Source organism: Quadrisphaera sp. GCM10027208 (genome assembly GCF_042658805.1).
GTDB lineage: Bacteria > Actinomycetota > Actinomycetes > Actinomycetales > SCSIO-59966 > SCSIO-59966.
The window spans coordinates 71,843-86,535 of the sequence record NZ_JBHSRC010000006.1 but is presented as its reverse complement, the minus strand read 5'-3'; the positions used below and the strand labels follow the sequence as shown (position 1 = coordinate 86,535).

General features: G+C 73.7%; 18 protein-coding genes, 1 tRNA gene and 1 pseudogene. 8 read left to right on the top strand and 12 right to left on the bottom strand.

Annotation, left to right across the window (positions count from 1 at the left end; translation table 11 throughout):
• Positions 1-128 precede the first annotated feature (128 nt).
• The 3 genes from ACFP6A_RS11050 to ACFP6A_RS11040 form a co-directional block, all read right to left on the bottom strand.
• Positions 129-1,079, bottom strand: a complete 951-nt coding sequence (locus ACFP6A_RS11050; RefSeq protein ID WP_379603578.1) for a UbiA family prenyltransferase — start codon at positions 1,077-1,079, stop codon at positions 129-131.
• A 51-nt stretch (positions 1,080-1,130) separates the two neighbouring features.
• Positions 1,131-1,583, bottom strand: a complete 453-nt coding sequence (locus ACFP6A_RS11045; protein WP_379603577.1) for an Hsp20/alpha crystallin family protein — start codon at positions 1,581-1,583, stop codon at positions 1,131-1,133.
• Positions 1,584-1,647: 64 nt separating this feature from the next.
• Complete coding sequence (locus tag ACFP6A_RS11040; protein ID WP_379603576.1) at positions 1,648-2,475, bottom strand: class I SAM-dependent methyltransferase; 828 nt, start codon at positions 2,473-2,475, stop codon at positions 1,648-1,650.
• A 136-nt stretch (positions 2,476-2,611) separates the two neighbouring features.
• Here ACFP6A_RS11040 and ACFP6A_RS11035 point away from each other — a divergent pair, with 136 nt between their 5' ends.
• The 6 genes from ACFP6A_RS11035 to ACFP6A_RS11010 are packed head-to-tail and all read left to right on the top strand — an operon-like array spanning position 2,612 to position 6,364.
• A complete protein-coding gene (locus ACFP6A_RS11035) occupies positions 2,612-2,932 on the top strand; it encodes a hypothetical protein (RefSeq protein ID WP_379603575.1) in 321 nt (106 codons plus the stop codon).
• Positions 2,929-4,164 carry a hypothetical protein gene (locus ACFP6A_RS11030; RefSeq protein ID WP_379603574.1) on the top strand — a complete coding sequence of 412 codons (1,236 nt, stop codon included), beginning with the start codon at positions 2,929-2,931 and terminating at the stop codon, positions 4,162-4,164. The genes ACFP6A_RS11035 and ACFP6A_RS11030 overlap by 4 nt, the downstream gene beginning before the upstream one ends.
• Position 4,165: 1 nt before the next feature.
• Positions 4,166-4,567, top strand: coding sequence for a hypothetical protein (locus tag ACFP6A_RS11025; RefSeq protein WP_379603573.1), 402 nt, complete (start codon positions 4,166-4,168; stop codon positions 4,565-4,567).
• Positions 4,564-5,016, top strand: coding sequence for a hypothetical protein (locus ACFP6A_RS11020; RefSeq protein ID WP_379603572.1), 453 nt, complete (start codon positions 4,564-4,566; stop codon positions 5,014-5,016). The genes ACFP6A_RS11025 and ACFP6A_RS11020 overlap by 4 nt, the downstream gene beginning before the upstream one ends.
• Positions 5,013-5,816, top strand: coding sequence for a hypothetical protein (locus ACFP6A_RS11015; RefSeq protein WP_379603571.1), 804 nt, complete (start codon positions 5,013-5,015; stop codon positions 5,814-5,816). Before ACFP6A_RS11020 ends, ACFP6A_RS11015 begins: the two co-directional genes overlap by 4 nt.
• Positions 5,813-6,364 (top strand): hypothetical protein, encoded by a 552-nt coding sequence (locus ACFP6A_RS11010; RefSeq protein WP_379603570.1) that lies wholly within the window; start codon positions 5,813-5,815, stop codon positions 6,362-6,364. The genes ACFP6A_RS11015 and ACFP6A_RS11010 overlap by 4 nt, the downstream gene beginning before the upstream one ends.
• Positions 6,365-6,468: 104 nt before the next feature.
• Here the strand turns inward: ACFP6A_RS11010 and ACFP6A_RS11005 are convergent.
• From ACFP6A_RS11005 to ACFP6A_RS10975, 7 genes and pseudogenes are all read right to left on the bottom strand, one after another.
• Positions 6,469-8,028 (bottom strand): annotated as a pseudogene (locus ACFP6A_RS11005) (SLC13 family permease).
• A gap of 144 nt (positions 8,029-8,172) precedes the next feature.
• Positions 8,173-8,245 (bottom strand) — tRNA-Ala (locus tag ACFP6A_RS11000).
• An 81-nt stretch (positions 8,246-8,326) separates the two neighbouring features.
• Complete coding sequence (locus tag ACFP6A_RS10995; RefSeq protein ID WP_379603569.1) at positions 8,327-8,959, bottom strand: histidine phosphatase family protein; 633 nt, start codon at positions 8,957-8,959, stop codon at positions 8,327-8,329.
• Positions 8,956-9,372 carry a ribosome silencing factor gene (gene rsfS / locus ACFP6A_RS10990; RefSeq protein WP_379603568.1) on the bottom strand — a complete coding sequence of 139 codons (417 nt, stop codon included), beginning with the start codon at positions 9,370-9,372 and terminating at the stop codon, positions 8,956-8,958. Before rsfS ends, ACFP6A_RS10995 begins: the two co-directional genes overlap by 4 nt.
• A gap of 44 nt (positions 9,373-9,416) precedes the next feature.
• Positions 9,417-10,709: an LCP family protein gene (locus ACFP6A_RS10985; RefSeq protein ID WP_379603567.1), complete on the bottom strand. Its 1,293-nt coding sequence runs from the start codon at positions 10,707-10,709 to the stop codon at positions 9,417-9,419.
• Positions 10,706-11,275 (bottom strand): nicotinate-nucleotide adenylyltransferase, encoded by a 570-nt coding sequence (gene nadD, locus ACFP6A_RS10980; RefSeq protein ID WP_379603690.1) that lies wholly within the window; start codon positions 11,273-11,275, stop codon positions 10,706-10,708. Before nadD ends, ACFP6A_RS10985 begins: the two co-directional genes overlap by 4 nt.
• A 39-nt stretch (positions 11,276-11,314) precedes the next feature.
• The gene (locus ACFP6A_RS10975) at positions 11,315-11,470 is read right to left on the bottom strand and encodes a hypothetical protein (RefSeq protein WP_379603566.1); all 156 of its coding nucleotides are present in this window, start codon (positions 11,468-11,470) and stop codon (positions 11,315-11,317) included.
• 157 nt (positions 11,471-11,627) lie between these two features.
• Here ACFP6A_RS10975 and ACFP6A_RS10970 point away from each other — a divergent pair, with 157 nt between their 5' ends.
• Positions 11,628-12,056 carry a Rieske (2Fe-2S) protein gene (locus ACFP6A_RS10970; protein WP_379603565.1) on the top strand — a complete coding sequence of 143 codons (429 nt, stop codon included), beginning with the start codon at positions 11,628-11,630 and terminating at the stop codon, positions 12,054-12,056.
• Between the two features lie 373 nt (positions 12,057-12,429).
• Here ACFP6A_RS10970 and ACFP6A_RS10965 read toward each other — a convergent pair whose 3' ends face one another.
• Positions 12,430-13,707 carry a glutamate-5-semialdehyde dehydrogenase gene (locus ACFP6A_RS10965; protein ID WP_379603564.1) on the bottom strand — a complete coding sequence of 426 codons (1,278 nt, stop codon included), beginning with the start codon at positions 13,705-13,707 and terminating at the stop codon, positions 12,430-12,432.
• 17 nt (positions 13,708-13,724) lie between these two features.
• On the opposite strand from ACFP6A_RS10965, the gene ACFP6A_RS10960 reads away from it, so the two are divergent.
• Positions 13,725-14,327 carry a protein-L-isoaspartate O-methyltransferase gene (locus ACFP6A_RS10960; RefSeq protein WP_379603563.1) on the top strand — a complete coding sequence of 201 codons (603 nt, stop codon included), beginning with the start codon at positions 13,725-13,727 and terminating at the stop codon, positions 14,325-14,327.
• A gap of 16 nt (positions 14,328-14,343) precedes the next feature.
• Here the strand turns inward: ACFP6A_RS10960 and ACFP6A_RS10955 are convergent, their stop codons facing one another.
• Positions 14,344-14,688 (bottom strand): hypothetical protein, encoded by a 345-nt coding sequence (locus tag ACFP6A_RS10955; RefSeq protein WP_379603562.1) that lies wholly within the window; start codon positions 14,686-14,688, stop codon positions 14,344-14,346.
• Positions 14,689-14,693: the final 5 nt, after the last annotated feature.

The window sequence follows — 14,693 nt, the reverse complement described above, 5'->3', positions numbered from 1 at the left end:
GCCGGGGCAGAAAAAAACCCCTTGCACGCAAGGGGTCGCCGCGCTGGTGCCGCTCCGTCGCCGGAGCGGGCCTCAGCGCGGCTCGGTAAGGAGCAGGCCGGTCCGCACGCGGTCAGGGTACAGGGTCGTCAACCGAGCAGCCGGGGACCGGCGAGGAGCACCCCGCCGACCGCGATCCCGGCGGCGGCGAGCACCAGCCGGAAGGAGGCACGACCGGGGGCCAGCCCGCCGGCGGCGCCCACGACCGCGGCGACGGTGAGGACGGCTGCCGCCGGGGTCCCGACGTCCGGGTCGGGCACCAGCACGAGGAGGGCGCAAGCGGCGACGACACCCGCGGCGCCGGCGGCCCGGGAGGCCCGGACGCCGAGCCGCTGGGGCAGGCCGCGGACGCCGGTCCGCGCGTCCGCGGCAGCGTCGGGGACGGTGTTGGCGAAGTGCGCGCCGGCACCGAGCAGGGCGGCCGCGGCGACGAGCGCGGCGGGGACGTCGACCCCGGCGGCCGTCGCGGCGACCGCCGGGAGCAGGCCGAAGGAGACGACGTAGGGCAGCGGGCTCACCGGGGTGGTCTTGAGCCACAGGTCGTAGCCCCACGCCGAGGCGACGGCGAGCAGGTGGAGCACCCCGGGGACGGGGCCGAGGGCCAGCGACAGCGGGACGCTGGCGAGCAGCGCGGCCACGGCGGCCCGGTGGACGGTGCGCGCCGCGACGTGCCCGGCGACGACAGGTTTCTCCCGGCGGCCGGCGAGCCGGTCCCGGGCGGCGTCGACGGCGTCGTTCGCCCAGCCGATCGACAGCTGCCCGGCCAGCAGGGCGGCGGCGAGCAGGAGCGTCCTGGGGGCGCTCAGCCCCGCGGCGACGCCCAGTGCGGTCCCGAGCACCGTGACGGCGGCCGCCGGCAGCGGGTGGGCGGCCCGCAGCAGGCCGGTGGCCGACCTGACGGACGGCGACGGCTCGGCGGCCGTCCGCTCGTCGTGCACGCGGCGAGTGTGCCGCGGGACGCCGGCCCGGTCCACGACGTCCGGGACCGGCTCCGCGGCAAGCACGGCTCGGGGGTGGGTGAGCCGGTCGCCTGGTGACATGCGAAGAGGGGGAGCGATCGCTCCCCCTCTGGGCTGTGACGCCCGCGGCTGTCAGGCCGCGGTGATCTCGATACGCCGCGGCTTGGCCTGCTCCGCCTTGCGGACGGTGACCCGCAGGATGCCCTCCTGAAGGTTGGCCTCGACGTTGTCCGCGTCGACGTCCCCAGGCAGGACGACGCGGTAGTCGAACTGGCCCGTGCGGCGGGTCTGGCGACGCAGGACGCCGGTGCGCTCGCGTTCCTTGATCTCACCGTGGATGGTCAGCTCGTTGTCACGAAGCTCCACGGTGACGTCGTCGCGCTTCACCCCCGGAAGCTCCGCCTCCACGAGGAACGCCTCGTCTGTCTCCTCGATGTCGACGGCAGGAACCCAGCTGGTCAGACCGTTTCGGGTCTCACCGAAGGTCGACTCCATCAGCCGAGACATCCGTTCGTGCAGGTCGTCGAGCTCGCGGAAGGGATTCCAGGTCTGCAGCTCAGTGCTGCGTCGAGCCGGCAGTGCCATCGTCCCTCACCTCCTTCACGCCTCTGAAGTATGGACGTAAAGTTGAGCGCTACAGACTCAAGTTTTATTCCCGGACCGACCCGTCCGACGTCCGGGCGAGGGTGAACGCAGCGAGCGGGCGGTACAGCAGTCGCCCGTCCGGCTCCGCCAGCCGTGCCAGCTCGGCGTTCACCTCCCGCTCGAGTGCGCGGAAGTCGGTCACCGCCTGCCACTGGCGGCGCTGTCCGTGCGACCACGACCACCGCCACCACGCTGTGCGGTCTGCGAACACCACGCGTTGCCGCTCCACAACGGTCGCCACGTCGGTCCAGCCGTTGGCTGCGACGAGCGCGTCGGTGGCAACGACGTCCCCGGAGAACGGCCTGGGCGCCGGCTGCCGCTGGTCCGTGGGCACGTGCCGAGCGACGATCCCGCCGAGGTGGGCGTACCGCGGGTCCTCGCCGGCCCACCAGCTCAGCACCAGCCGGCCACCCGGACGCACCAGCGCCGCCCACGACCGCAACGCCCGCTCGGGAGCGGGCAGAAACTGGGCGACCATGCCGCCCAGCACGGCGTCGAACGGTCCAGCCACGGGCGGGCGGGCGGCATCCCCGACGACGACGGCCGCACGGACGGGAGCCTCCAGGCGGCGAAGGTCGGCGGCGGTCATCAGGGCCATCCGACGCGAGAGGTCGACCCCGAGGACGCTGCCGCTCGGGCCCACGGCCGCTGCCGCAGGCACCAGCACTGCGCCGCGCCCAGTCCCCACGTCGAGAACCCGGTCGGCGACCGTGACACCGGACAGGTCGACCAGGCGACGCCCCATGGGGGCGAAGTACTCCGTGCCCGCGTGGTCGTACTCCCCGGCCACGGCGTCGAAGAGCTCACCGACCGAGGCGCCGCTGCCGCTCATTCCAGGACTCCAACCTCTGGCTGCCACCGACCGGTTCGGCCCATCCTCGCCCGGTAGCCGGCGGACGACCAGGCGGTGCGCCGCGCCCGGCGACGCTCTTGCCCGGACCCACCGGCATGCTCTACACATTCTGCTCATGGGGGACGGTTACGTCGTCGCGCCGGAGGTGCTGCGCTCGGTCGCAGACTCCCTGCGGACACGGGCCGACGCCAACGGCACCGCCGGCACCTACGGATTCGACGGCCAGGTCGACGCCGGCCGGTCCTCGGGCGAGATCGCTTCGGCGATCACCTGGCTGGGGGACGAGCTCGAGAAGCTGAACACCTCCCTGGGCGCCCTCGCCGACCACCTCCAGGATGTCGTGGACCGGTACGTGGCCGCCGACGAGGCAACGGCGCACCACTACGACGCCGCCCGCGTCCCCGTGCCGTCCCCCGGCCCGGAGATTCCGCGGTGATCGACACTCGGGTGCACGGCGAGCCGGCGGCGTGCCACTCGCTCGCCGCGTCCCTGCTGTCGTACGAGAGCGCCCTCGACGGCACGATCGACGCGCTCACGGCCGGCCGCAACGAGACCGACGGCGCCTGGGACGGGCTGGCCTCGGACATGTTCGCCACCGAGGTCACCGGCTTGCGGTCCGAGGTCGTCACCCTGCAGGGGCGCATCTCATCGTTCCGGCAGGAGCTCGTGGACTTCGCCGACTCCCTGTCCGTCGTGCGGAGCTCGTTCGCGGGCCTGCGGGCGGATGCCGCGGCGGCCGGGCTGGCCGTCTCGGGCGAGTCGATCCTGCCGCCCACCGCACCGGCTCCCGACACTGACGACGGCGGCACGTACGAAGACCAGGTGAACGCCTACAACGACATCGTGCAGCGAGCCGAAGAGGTACGTACGGCGGAGGACGCCGCCCACGAGCGGGTCGTGAGCGCAGGCCAGGCACTGACGGCCGCCCCAGTGATCGTGACTCTCCTGCAGAAGCTGGGGTTCGTGCCGAGGTCGACGTCGCCGTGGGGCCTCGGAGCCTTCGCTCTCGGCGGTGCGCTCACGGGCGGGGGGTGGGCGGCGTCGTGGTTCACCACCGTTCGGTACGGTGAGTTCCGGCCACGCCACCCCAGGGGCGCGCCGGGTGGGGTCGGCGGCAGGTACCGCAGCATGAGCGACTTCCGCACCCAGCCGTGGTACCGACGCGGCTGGGACGGTTCCAAGCCGACGAACTACCAGGCCCGGCCGGGCATGACCGCCCCACGGGAACGATGGAACGGTGTGGGCAAGTGGACCGGACGCCTCGGCGTCGGGCTCACCACCGTCACCAGCGCCGTCGACCAGTGGCGTGAGGACGGCGACGACCCGAGCATGGGCACCGCCGAGCGGGTCACCCGCGCGGCCACCCAAGGGACGACGACCGGCGCCGGAGCGTGGGCCGGCGGCCTGGCTGGCGCCAAGATCGGCGCCGGGCTGGGCAGCCTCGCCGGGCCGGTCGGTACCGTCGTCGGCGGGATCGTCGGCGGCACCGTCGGCGGCGTGATCGGCGCCGGAGCCGGGGAGTGGATCGGGGATCAGTTCGTGGACGTGGCGGGCGACGTCGGTGAGGTCGTCGGCGACGCCGCGGAGGACGTCGGGCACCTCGTCGGCGACGCCGTCGGTGACGCGGCTGATGCCATCCGTGACGCCTGGGAAGGGTTGTGGGACTGACATGCTCCTCGACGTCGTCCTCATCCTCGCCGGCTCCGCCCTCCTCGCCATGTCCGTCTGGCGGCGTCGCGGGCGCAGCGGTGGCCGGGCCTGGGCGAAGGAGCCCTACTCCCGGCAGAGCTGGCTGTTCGGCATGCCCGGCCTCGGACTCATGCTGGTGGCGGGGGCCCTGATGCGGATCGGTGGTGCCACCGGCCGTCCCGCGCTGAGCGTCGTCGCCTTCGTTGCCTTCTTCGTCGGTGTGGTGACCTTCTTCTGGGGCGCGCTGTTCCTGCCCGCCCCGGCGTGGGCGCTGCCCGACTGGCTGCGCCCGGTGGTCGCACGGGAGCGCCGGGAGGCGCAGGAGCGGCGGGCGGACCGCCGCCGCCGTCGGCGGGCGCAGAAGGCGGCGGGGACGCGGTGAGGGCCGAGGTTCCGCTCACTGTCGGCACGCTGAGCCTGGAACTGCCGACCACCTGGCAGACCCTCGACGACCCGCCGGCCGGCGTCGCCCTGCTGGCCCTGGCCCCGACGACCTCCTCCGGCATCCGGCCCAACCTCGTCCTCACCGTCGACGACGTCTCGGGGACGGCCGGCCTGCGCGACTGGCAGCAGGGCTCCGACCGGCTGATGGCCGGCACGCTGTCCGGCTACCTGCTCCTGGACCTCGAGCGCGTCATGCTCGCCGGCGCGGACGGCGTGCGACGTCTGGCGCACCACGTCGTCGACCACAGGGCGAGCGTGACCATGGAGCAGTGGGCGTTCATCCACGCCGACCGGGGCCTGACGCTCACCGGCACCGTGGCGACGCCGGACTACCCCGCCGTCGCGTCCGACCTGCGCGCGTGCGCCGAGAGCCTGGAGCTGCGGTGAGCGTCGTCGCCCTCGACCGGCCTGCCGGCCGTCTGCGGATCTCCACGCCCGCGCTGTCCGCACTCCTTGCGCTCTCGCAGGGAGTGCCACCGGAGGCCCTCCACGAGGATGACGTCGCCACCTTGCGGGACGCCGGTGTCCTGCACGCCGAGGGGATCGACGACGCCCTGACGGGCCTGCTCGCCGGGATCAGCACCGCGGCCGTACGCATCGAGCTCGCCGTGGCGCGGACAGGTGGGCAGGAGCTTCACCGGGTGTGGGCGGCGGACGGCACCGCCACGCTCGCCGCGCAGGTGGGTGAGGACACCTACGACCTTCTGGCCGTGGCGCCGCCGCTCGTAGTCCCCACCCTCGCGCGGCTCATTGCCCTGGGGCCCCGCCCGCTGCTCACCGGGGACGTCGTCGACGTCGCCGAGGACACCGTCGTCGCCCTCGTCGGCCCGGAACGGGCGTTCGCGGCCAACGCGCTCCTCGGGGTCGTCCCGGACGGCTGGCAGGCGGCCGTGGACGACGTCCGCGCGGGTCGGGTGCGACGTCACGGCCTGGCGGCGCTGTGGGTCGACCCGGCGGGCCGGCCGGCCGGGCGCCGGTTCTCGTTGCTCGACACCCCGCACGGTCTCATGGAGGTCGTCGCCCTCAAGGAGGGGCGCTCGGGGCTGCGGCCGGTGCGCTCCACCGAGGTCTGGTCGATGCTCGTCGAGCTGCTCCCGGCCGACGACGAGGTTGCGGCGGACAGCGATGTCTCACCCGTGGTGCCGGCCCCGTCGGCACCCGGTACGGATCCGGAGGCCAGCGCGTGAGCACCGACGACGTCGTCCACACCGACAGCTGGGCAGAGGTGGAGGCGACGCTCGTCGAGCACCTCTCCCGGCTCCACCGACACGGCTTCGTCACCCTGGACCCGCCGCAGCCGCCCTCGGTGCCTAGCACGAGAGAGTCGCCGCGCCGCGGGCTTCTCGGCCGGTTCCGGCGGCCGGTCGAGGTCCGCGACCGCCCGCTCCTGCAACTGTCTCGCGGCACCATGCACCTCGAGGCCGAGTGCAGCGGCCCGGTGGGCGATGTGCCTGTCTCCACCGCGTACGGCTGGGACGAGGACCAGCAGCGCCGGCTGCTCGAGCTCGGCTGGACGGCGCCCGACGAGCTCGACGACTGGCACATGTACCGGTGGTGCGGGCCCGCGCCCGACGGTTTGCCCGATCGCCTGCGGCAGGAGGGGGACGACGCGGCAGCGGTACCGTCCGAGACCGCTGCGGACGCCGCCCGCCTCGTCGTCTCCACCCTGCACGAGGTCTTCGGGATGCGGAGCCCCGCCGGCCTCAGCATCGTCGTCGACCGGTTCCCGGGCTGACCGGGGTCCGATCAGCACGGCCGGATCAGCGGTGATCCACCGCGAACGGTCGGGCCCTGCGCGCCCCGTGCGTGTCGCGATGCGGGATGCCCATCCGGCCGGGTTCATCCGACCTGGATGCCGAGCACCCACTGGCCCAGGGTGAGGACGGTGAGCGTGATGAGGAGGATGCCGACGAGGTTGAGCCAGAGGCCCGCCCTGACCATCTGGTTCATCCTGATGTAGCCGGAACCGAAGGCGATCGCGTTCGGTGGCGTGGCCACCGGCAGCATGAAGGCGGAGGTGGCGGCGAGCGCCACGGGCACCACGAGCAGCATGACGTCGAGGCCAAGACCGACGGCAACTCCGCCGATGATCGGCAGGAAGGCCGCTGCGGTGGCCGTGTTAGAGGTCAGCTCGGTGAGGAACAGGACCAGGGCGGTCACGGCGACGACGATGAGAACCACCGGCAGGACGTCGAGGCCCGCGGCCTGTTCCCCGATCCACACACTCAAGCCTGTGCTCGTGAACTGGGCCGACAGAGCCAGACCGCCACCGAAGAGCAGGAGGACGTCCCACGGGAGTTCCTTCGCACTCTCCAGTCCAGGAGCGCGACACCGTCCTTGACGCGGGCGGGGAGGAGAAAGCACGCCAGAGCCACACACATGGCGATGAGCTCGTCGCTGATACCCGAGTTCGGAAAGAGGGTGGGCAGGAACACCCAGGAGAGCGCGGCGGCCACGAACACGAGACCGACCGTCTTCTCCGGACCACTCATCGGCCCGAGTCTGCCCAGCTCGTCCTGGATCGCTGTCCGGCCTCCGGGGAGCTCGGTGATCTCCGGCCGGTACAGCACGTGCGCCAGGAGCCACCAGCAGAAGGCGAGGAACACGACCGAGAGCGGGACACCGAAGAGCATCCACTGCCCGAACCCGATGGTGACGTCGTGGTTCTCCTGGAGGTAGCCGCGCAGGAGCGCGTTGGGCGGCGTGCCGATGAGTGTTCCCAGCGAGCCGATGGACGCGGCGTAGGCGATACCCAGCATGAGAGCGGTGCCGAACCTCGACTCCAGCGGGTTCTCACCCTTGCCGAACTGACCGACCAGGGTCAGCACCGACAGGCCGATGGGCAGCATCATCACCGCGGTCGCGGTGTTGGAGACCCACATCGAGACGAAACCCGTGGCGATCATGAACCCGGCGATGAACCGGGTGGGGCTCGTCCCGACAGCCAGCACGGTTACCAGCGCGATCCGGCGATGCAGGTTCCACCGCTGCAGCGCGAGGGCGAGGATGAACCCGCCCATGAACAGGAAGATGGTCCCCGAGGCGTACGGCGGTGCGGTGTCCGCGAACGAGCTCACCTGCAGCACGGGAAAGGCGACGAGCGGCACGAGCGCCGTCGCTGCGAGGGGAATGGCCTCCGTCATCCACCAGACGCCCATGAGCACGGCGATGGCGGCTGTGGCGCGTATGGCGTGAGCGGTGGTATCGACCCCGCCCTCCGCGAGGGCGGCCGGCGAGATCGCTGTCGACCTCGCGGGGCATGAGGAGATAGACGATGACCGCGAGCAGGACACCGAGCACGAGACCGATGCGCCGGCGGCGCGTGACCTTGGCATCCACCGCAGGGACGCGCATCCCCTCAGCGACCGATGTGCTGTCCCGGATGCTCGGTGTACTCACGCCGCCCCCGATGATCCCCCGATGATGAGGTGAGTGGCGTTACGGTAACACCGCGAGCCCGCGCCAACGGAGACCACAAGACCGCGTCTGACACTGGTGACGTCGTGAGCCGGGCAACGACTCTCGGATGGAAACGACTCTCGGTGGAGCTGAGGGGACTCGAACCCCTGACCCCCTCCATGCCATGGAGGTGCGCTACCAGCTGCGCCACAGCCCCGCGGGACAACGGCAGGGAGTCTAGACCGACGAGCCGAGCATCCCGAAATCGGGTCCCCCCGGCGTCCCGACGCAGGCGCCGTCATCCCTCCGAGCCGACGTGGGCGCCGTGCGGGCCGACGTTGTACTCGGCCAGCGACCACCCCGTCCCGCGGGGAACGAGCAGCGCCCAGTGCGTGTTGGCCAGCCCTCCGAACGCCGACCAGGCCGCCAGCGGCAGGGCGAGCAGGTGCAGCATCGCCCCCCGCAGCGCACCGCCGTGGCCGGTGACGACGAGCACCCCGCCGTCCGGGGTGGCGGCGGCGTGCCGCCCGATCGCCGCGGCGGCCCGCCGGCCGGCCTCGCTGCGCCGCTCCCCGCCCCCGACGGGGACGTCGTCCCCGCCACGCCAGGCGGCGAACTCCTGCGGCCAGCGGGACTCGATCTCGGCGCGGGTGAGCCCCTGCCACTGCCCCGCGAACAGCTCCCGCAGGGCGGTGTCGGTCTCCACCACGAGCCCGGTGAGCGCGGCGAGCGCGGCGGCGGTGTCCGCGGCCCGGGACAGGTCCGAGCTGACGATCCGGGTCGGCGCCAGACCGCGCAGCATCTCCGCCGCCCGGTGCGCCTGCCGCCGGCCGACGTCGTCCAGCGGGACGTCGAGCTGCCCCTGGAACCGGTCGGCGGCGTTGTGACCGGTCTGCCCGTGCCGCCACAGGACGACGCGGGCCGCGCTCACGCTCCGTCCCCGCCGTCCCCGCCGTCCCGGCCGGTGCGGGCGCCGTCGGGGTGCCCGGTGACCGGCAGGTCGAGGGCCGGGCAGTCCTTCCACAGCCGCTCGAGGGCGTAGAACCGGCGGTCCTCGGTCTGCTGGACGTGGACGACGACGTCGACGAAGTCGAGCAGCACCCAGCGGGCCTCCTTGAGCCCCTCGCGGCGCACCGGCTTGGCGCCGAGGCCGCGCAGCCGCTCCTCGACCTCGTCGACGATCGCCCGGACCTGCCGGTCGGTGTCCGCGGAGGCGACGACGAACACGTCGGTGATCACCAGCTGTTCGCTGACGTCGAGGGCGATGATCTCGTCGGCCAGCTTGTCGGCCGCCGCCTCGGCGGCGGCGGTGGCGAGCTGGACGGCGCGGTCGGTGGCGGGCACGGGTCTCCTCCGGGTGGGCCTGGTCGGGACAGGTTCTCACGCCCTCAGGAGTCGCCTCCCGCCCCGGCGGCGACCTCCGCAAAATCGGTGCCGAGGACGACGATGACGTCCGCGGTGGTCGGCGCCTCCCGGCCCACCGCGAGCACGTCCTGCGGCAGCCCGAGGGCCTCGACGACCCCGAGACCGGCCTCCCGCAGCCGAGGCGTGTCCTGCGGAACGAGGACCGCGGACGTCCGCCGGCCCAGCACGGCGGCGTTGCCGCCGCCCACGAACCGGAAGCCGGCCTCCACGAGCCGCTCCCTCGCCAGGTCCTCCAGCCCCGGGGTCCCGGCGCCGTTCTGGACGAGCACCCGCACCGTCTCCCCCGTCCCGGACCGGCGGGCGCCCGCGAACCGGGCGGCCAGCACCTCGGCGGCCTCGGCGTCCGCCAGGCCGTAGAGCACCTCGTCGCCGCCGGTGGCGATCTCCCGCACCGGCAGCACGGACGCGCCGTACCCGCCGTCCCGCTCCAGGTGGTCGGCGACCCGGACGAGGAGGCCGGCGACGGCCCGGGTGTCGCCGCCCACCGGCCGGCTGAGGGGTCCCACGGCGGCGAGCACCTCCTCGACCTGCCCGACGTCGTCCGGCAGACCGGCGACGAGCGCGGTCAGCACCTCCTCCTGGCGGGCGAGCCGGGCCGCCTCGGCCTCGGCCGCTGCGAGGTGGGTGGCGTAGGCGGCCGCCTGTCGGCCGTCGAGACGCTGGCGCGGCCCAGCGGCCAGGGACACCTCCGCGGTGCGCACGTCGGCGTCGACGTCGACGACGACACCGCCGACGGCGTCGACGAGAGCCGTGAGCCCGGCCGCGTCGAGGACCCAGCCGAGGTCCACCCGGACGTCGAGGGCGTCGGCGACGGCGTCCGCGGGCGCGTCGTCGGAGACCGACAGCGCCTCGGCCAGAGCGGCCCGCCCGCCTCCGGCGACGTCGACGAGCAGCCGGCTCGGCACGAGCAGGGCGGCGGTCTCCTCCTCCCCCACCGACAGGAGGGCGGCTCCGGTGACCCGGCCGCGGTCGGCGAGGGTGGCGAGCAGCGTGTCGGTCGGGCCGGCGGCGCCGGCGTCGTCGGTGCCACCGGGAGCAGGGTCTCGGCCCAGCAGCACGACCGCCGCGACGAGGGCGCCCACGAGGAGCAGGACGACGACCGCGACCCACGCGCCGCGGCGCCGGGCACGCCGTCGTGCGCGTCGGGGCAGGACCTGCGTCGGGGGACGAGGCAGCGGCGGACCGGGGGCGACCGGGCCGGTGCCCCTGGCCCGCCGCTCTCGCCGGGAGGACGGTGCCGGCTCCTCGCCGCTCACCGGTCGTCCCGGTACAGGTGGTACTTGGCGATGTACTGCACGACACCGTCCGGCACGAGGTACCAGACCGGTTCACCGGCAGCGACGCGGGCGCGGCAGTCGGTGGAGGAGATCGCCATCGCCGGCACCTCGAGCAGGCTCACGCCGTCCTCGGGCAGGCCAGTGCCCGACAGGACGTGCCCGGGCCGGGTGACGCCGACGAAGTGCGCCAGCGACCACAGCTCCTCGACGTCCTTCCAGGACAGGATCTGGGCCAGCGCGTCGGCGCCGGTGATGAAGAACAGCTCGGCGTCAGGCCGCTCGGCGTGCAGGTCTCGCAGGGTGTGGATGGTGTACGTCGGACCGGGACGGTCGATGTCGACCCGGCTCACGGTGAACCGCGGGTTCGACGCGGTCGCGATCACCGTCATGAGGTAGCGGTGCTCGGCCGGAGAGACCTCCCGGGCGTCCTTCTGCCACGGCCGGCCGGTGGGCACGAAGACGACCTCGTCGAGGTCGAACTCGCTGGCCACCTCGCTGGCCGCGACCAGGTGGCCGTGGTGGATCGGGTCGAACGTGCCGCCCATCACCCCGAGGCGCACCGCGCGCTCCCCGGCGACCGCGGCTCAGCGCCGGTCGCGGGAGCCGACGCTGCGAAACGCGAAGGTCAGCGCGAGCAGCAGGAGCAGCAGCACGAAGGCGCTGATGCCGTACACCTCGGGAGGGAACGGAATCTCGAAGTGCGTCTCGGTCTCGGCCGCCGTGCTCGCCAGGAACCCCATCGCTGCTCTCTCCTGCGTCGTCCAGGTCGCGGACCGGCGTGGTCCGCGGCACATCCTGTCAGACTCGGCCACCCGTCGTGCCGTGGGCGCCGTCTGGGCGTCAGCGGGACTGGGCACGCCGAGGGGCCGGGCGGGCGCAGCCGTGAACCCACGCGGCATGATCCTCGTTGTGCGCTACGTGAACCGACCCTGCGCCCCCAGCCGCCGTGCCGTCGTCCTGGCGGGTGCGGCGGGAGTGGCCTCGCTGACCACCGCATGCTCCGGCGACGACGAACCGACGACGAACGTCGCGGCCGGGGACGTGGTCGCGCAGGTCTCGGACGTCCCTGTCGGCGGTGCCGTCTCGGCCACCGGTCCGAGCGGTCCCCTGCTGATCGCGCAGCCCACCGAGGGGCAGGTCGTCGCGTTCAGTGCCGTCTGCACGCACCAGGGCTGCACGGTCGCGCCCGGGGACGGCGAGCTGCGCTGCCCGTGTCACGGCTCGGTGTTCGACCTGGCGACGGGCACCAACGTCTCCGGTCCGGCGCCGGCACCGCTCGCGGCAGCGCAGGTCGAGGTGGTCGACGGGCAGATCCGCGCACTCTGACACCCCCTGCTCGTGATCATGCAATCCCGCCACCCTGGGCTGCCGTCGCACCCTTCGTGATCATGCAATCCCGCCACCTTGCCCATGCCACTGTCCGGGTCGTGCGGGGCGGCGGGTCTGCACGAACACCTCATGACCCGCTGGCGGGACCACCTCGGGACATCGAGGGGTCTCAGCGGCCGTGACAACCCACGACGACTCAGCCGCGTTCACCACAGAATGCTGCGGCCGGCACGGTTTTGCCGGCGTGTCGTGCCAACAACCCAGCATCCTGCGAGGGGACGGGGCCCACTGGGTGGCACGGATTGCATGATCACGAAACGGCCGAGCGGGGTGGCGGGATTGCATGATCACGGGAGGGGGTGGTGGTGGTTCAGGGGCGCACGTGGCCGTCGCCGTGCACGAGCCAGCGGGTCGTGGTCAGCTCGGCCAGCCCCATCGGCCCGCGGGCGTGCAGCTTCTGGGTCGAGATCCCGATCTCGGCGCCGAGCCCGAGCTGGCCGCCGTCGGTGAACCGGGTGGAGGCGTTCACCATGATCGCCGCAGAGTCGAGCTCGGTGGTGAACCGCTCGGCGGAACGCAGGTCGCTCGTCACGATGGCCTCGGTGTGCCCGCTCGACCAGCGCCGGATGTGCGCCAGGGCGGCGTCGAGGTCGTCGACCACGCCGACCGCGAGCTCCAGGGCGAGGTACTCGGTCGCCCAGTCCTCGTCGGTCACCGGCTCGACCTCGACTCCGTCGGGCGCCAGGGCGGCCACCCGGTCGTCGCCGTGCAGCCGTACCCCTGCGGCGGCGAGCTCGGCGAGCAGTCGGGGCAGCACCGCCTCGGCGGCGGCGGCGTGCACCAGGACGGTCTCGGCGGCGTTGCAGACGCTCGGCCGGTGGGTCTTGGAGTTCACCGCGATGGCGACCGCCTGGTCGGGGTCGGCGCCGGCGTCGACGTAGACGTGGCAGTTGCCGACGCCGGTCTCGATGACCGGGACCGTGGCCTCCTCGACGACGCTGCGGATCAGCCCGGCCCCGCCGCGGGGGACGAGCACGTCGACCAGCCCGCGGGCGCGCATCAGGTGACGGACCCCCTCCCGCCCGTGCTCGTCGATGCTCTGCACCACGTCGGCAGGCAGCCCGGCCCCCGCGAACGCCTCCCGGAGCACCTCGACGAGCACCGTGTTCGTCTCCAGCGCCGCGGACCCGCCGCGCAGGACGGCCGCGTTGCCGGACTTCACCGCGAGCACGGCCGCGTCGACGGTGACGTTGGGCCGGGCCTCGTAGACCATCCCGACGACGCCCATCGGCACCCGGACCTGTCGCAGGCGCAGGCCGTTGGGCAGGGTGCGGCCGCGGACCACCTCGCCGACCGGGTCGGGCAGAGCCGCGACCTCCCGGACGGCGTCCGCGATCGCCGCGACCCGGCTCCCGTCCAGGCGGAGCCGGTCGAGCAGCCCCGCGGCGAGGCCGTCGGTCTGGCCCCGTTCGAGGTCGAGGGCGTTCGCGGCGACCACCCGGTCGGTCGCCGCGACGAGGGCGTCCGCGGCGGCGTACAAGGCCGCGTCCTTCGCGGCGCGGGTGGCGGTGGCCAGCGCACGGGACGCCTCCCGGGCCCGGCCACAGACGGCCAGGACGGCGTCCTGGGTGGTGCTCGGCGTCGACATGGGTCCAGGGTAGGGCGGTGACCTGGCACCGCCCGGGACGACGGTCGGTCGCGGCGGCCGAGCGCCGGCTCGACGACGCGTTCGCAGCGCTGCCCCGGGCGCAGTTCCTCCCCGAGGACCAGCGCCCGTACGCCGCGCAGGACCGGCCGCTGCCGATCGGCGAGGGTCAGACGAGCTCCCAGCCGAGCACGGTCCGGGCGATGCTGGCGCTGCTCGACGTCCAGGCCGGTCAACGGGTGCTCGACGTCGGCGCCGGCTCCGGCTGGACGACCGCGCTGCTCGCACGGCTCGTCGGGCCGACCGGGCGCGTCGTCGGGGTCGAGCTCGAACCGCGACTCGCCGAGTGGGGGGCGCAGAACCTGGCCCGGGCCGGTATGCCGTGGGCGTCCCTGGAACCGGCCACGGAGGGGGTGCTCGGCCGGCCCGACCTCGCGCCGTTCGACCGGATCCTGGTGTCGGCCATGGCCTCTCGGCTCCCGGAGGAGCTCGTCGAGCAGGTGGCCCGGCCGGGCCGGATAGTGGTACCGGTCGCCGGGACGATGCTGCTCGTCGTCCGGGACGACGCCGGGGAGGTGACCGTGCACCGGCACGGGGCGTACTCGTTCGTGCCACTGCGCTGACTGCGCTGACGTGCTGTCACAGCGGCCGGACGTCGCCGAGCACCAGGGCCGGCGCGACGAGTCCGCGGGCGCCGCGCTCGCGGACCGTGCCGCGGTCGAGCACCTCGAGACCGACGACCGTCCACGGCGGCAGCCCCGCGCTGTCGCGGTGGTCCGCCCACAGCCGCAGGGCCATGGCCGCGGCGTCGTCGACGTCCTCGGCCTCGTCCCAGTACCGCAGCTCGGCCCGGTCGTCCCCGTAGCGGGCGGACTCCAGGAACGGCCGTTCGCGGACGAGCTGCTCCAGGCCCAGTCGGACCTGCTCACGGTCGGCGGGCTCACCGGCGAGGGTCACGGTGACGTGCCACAGCGGCGGGTCCACCGGTA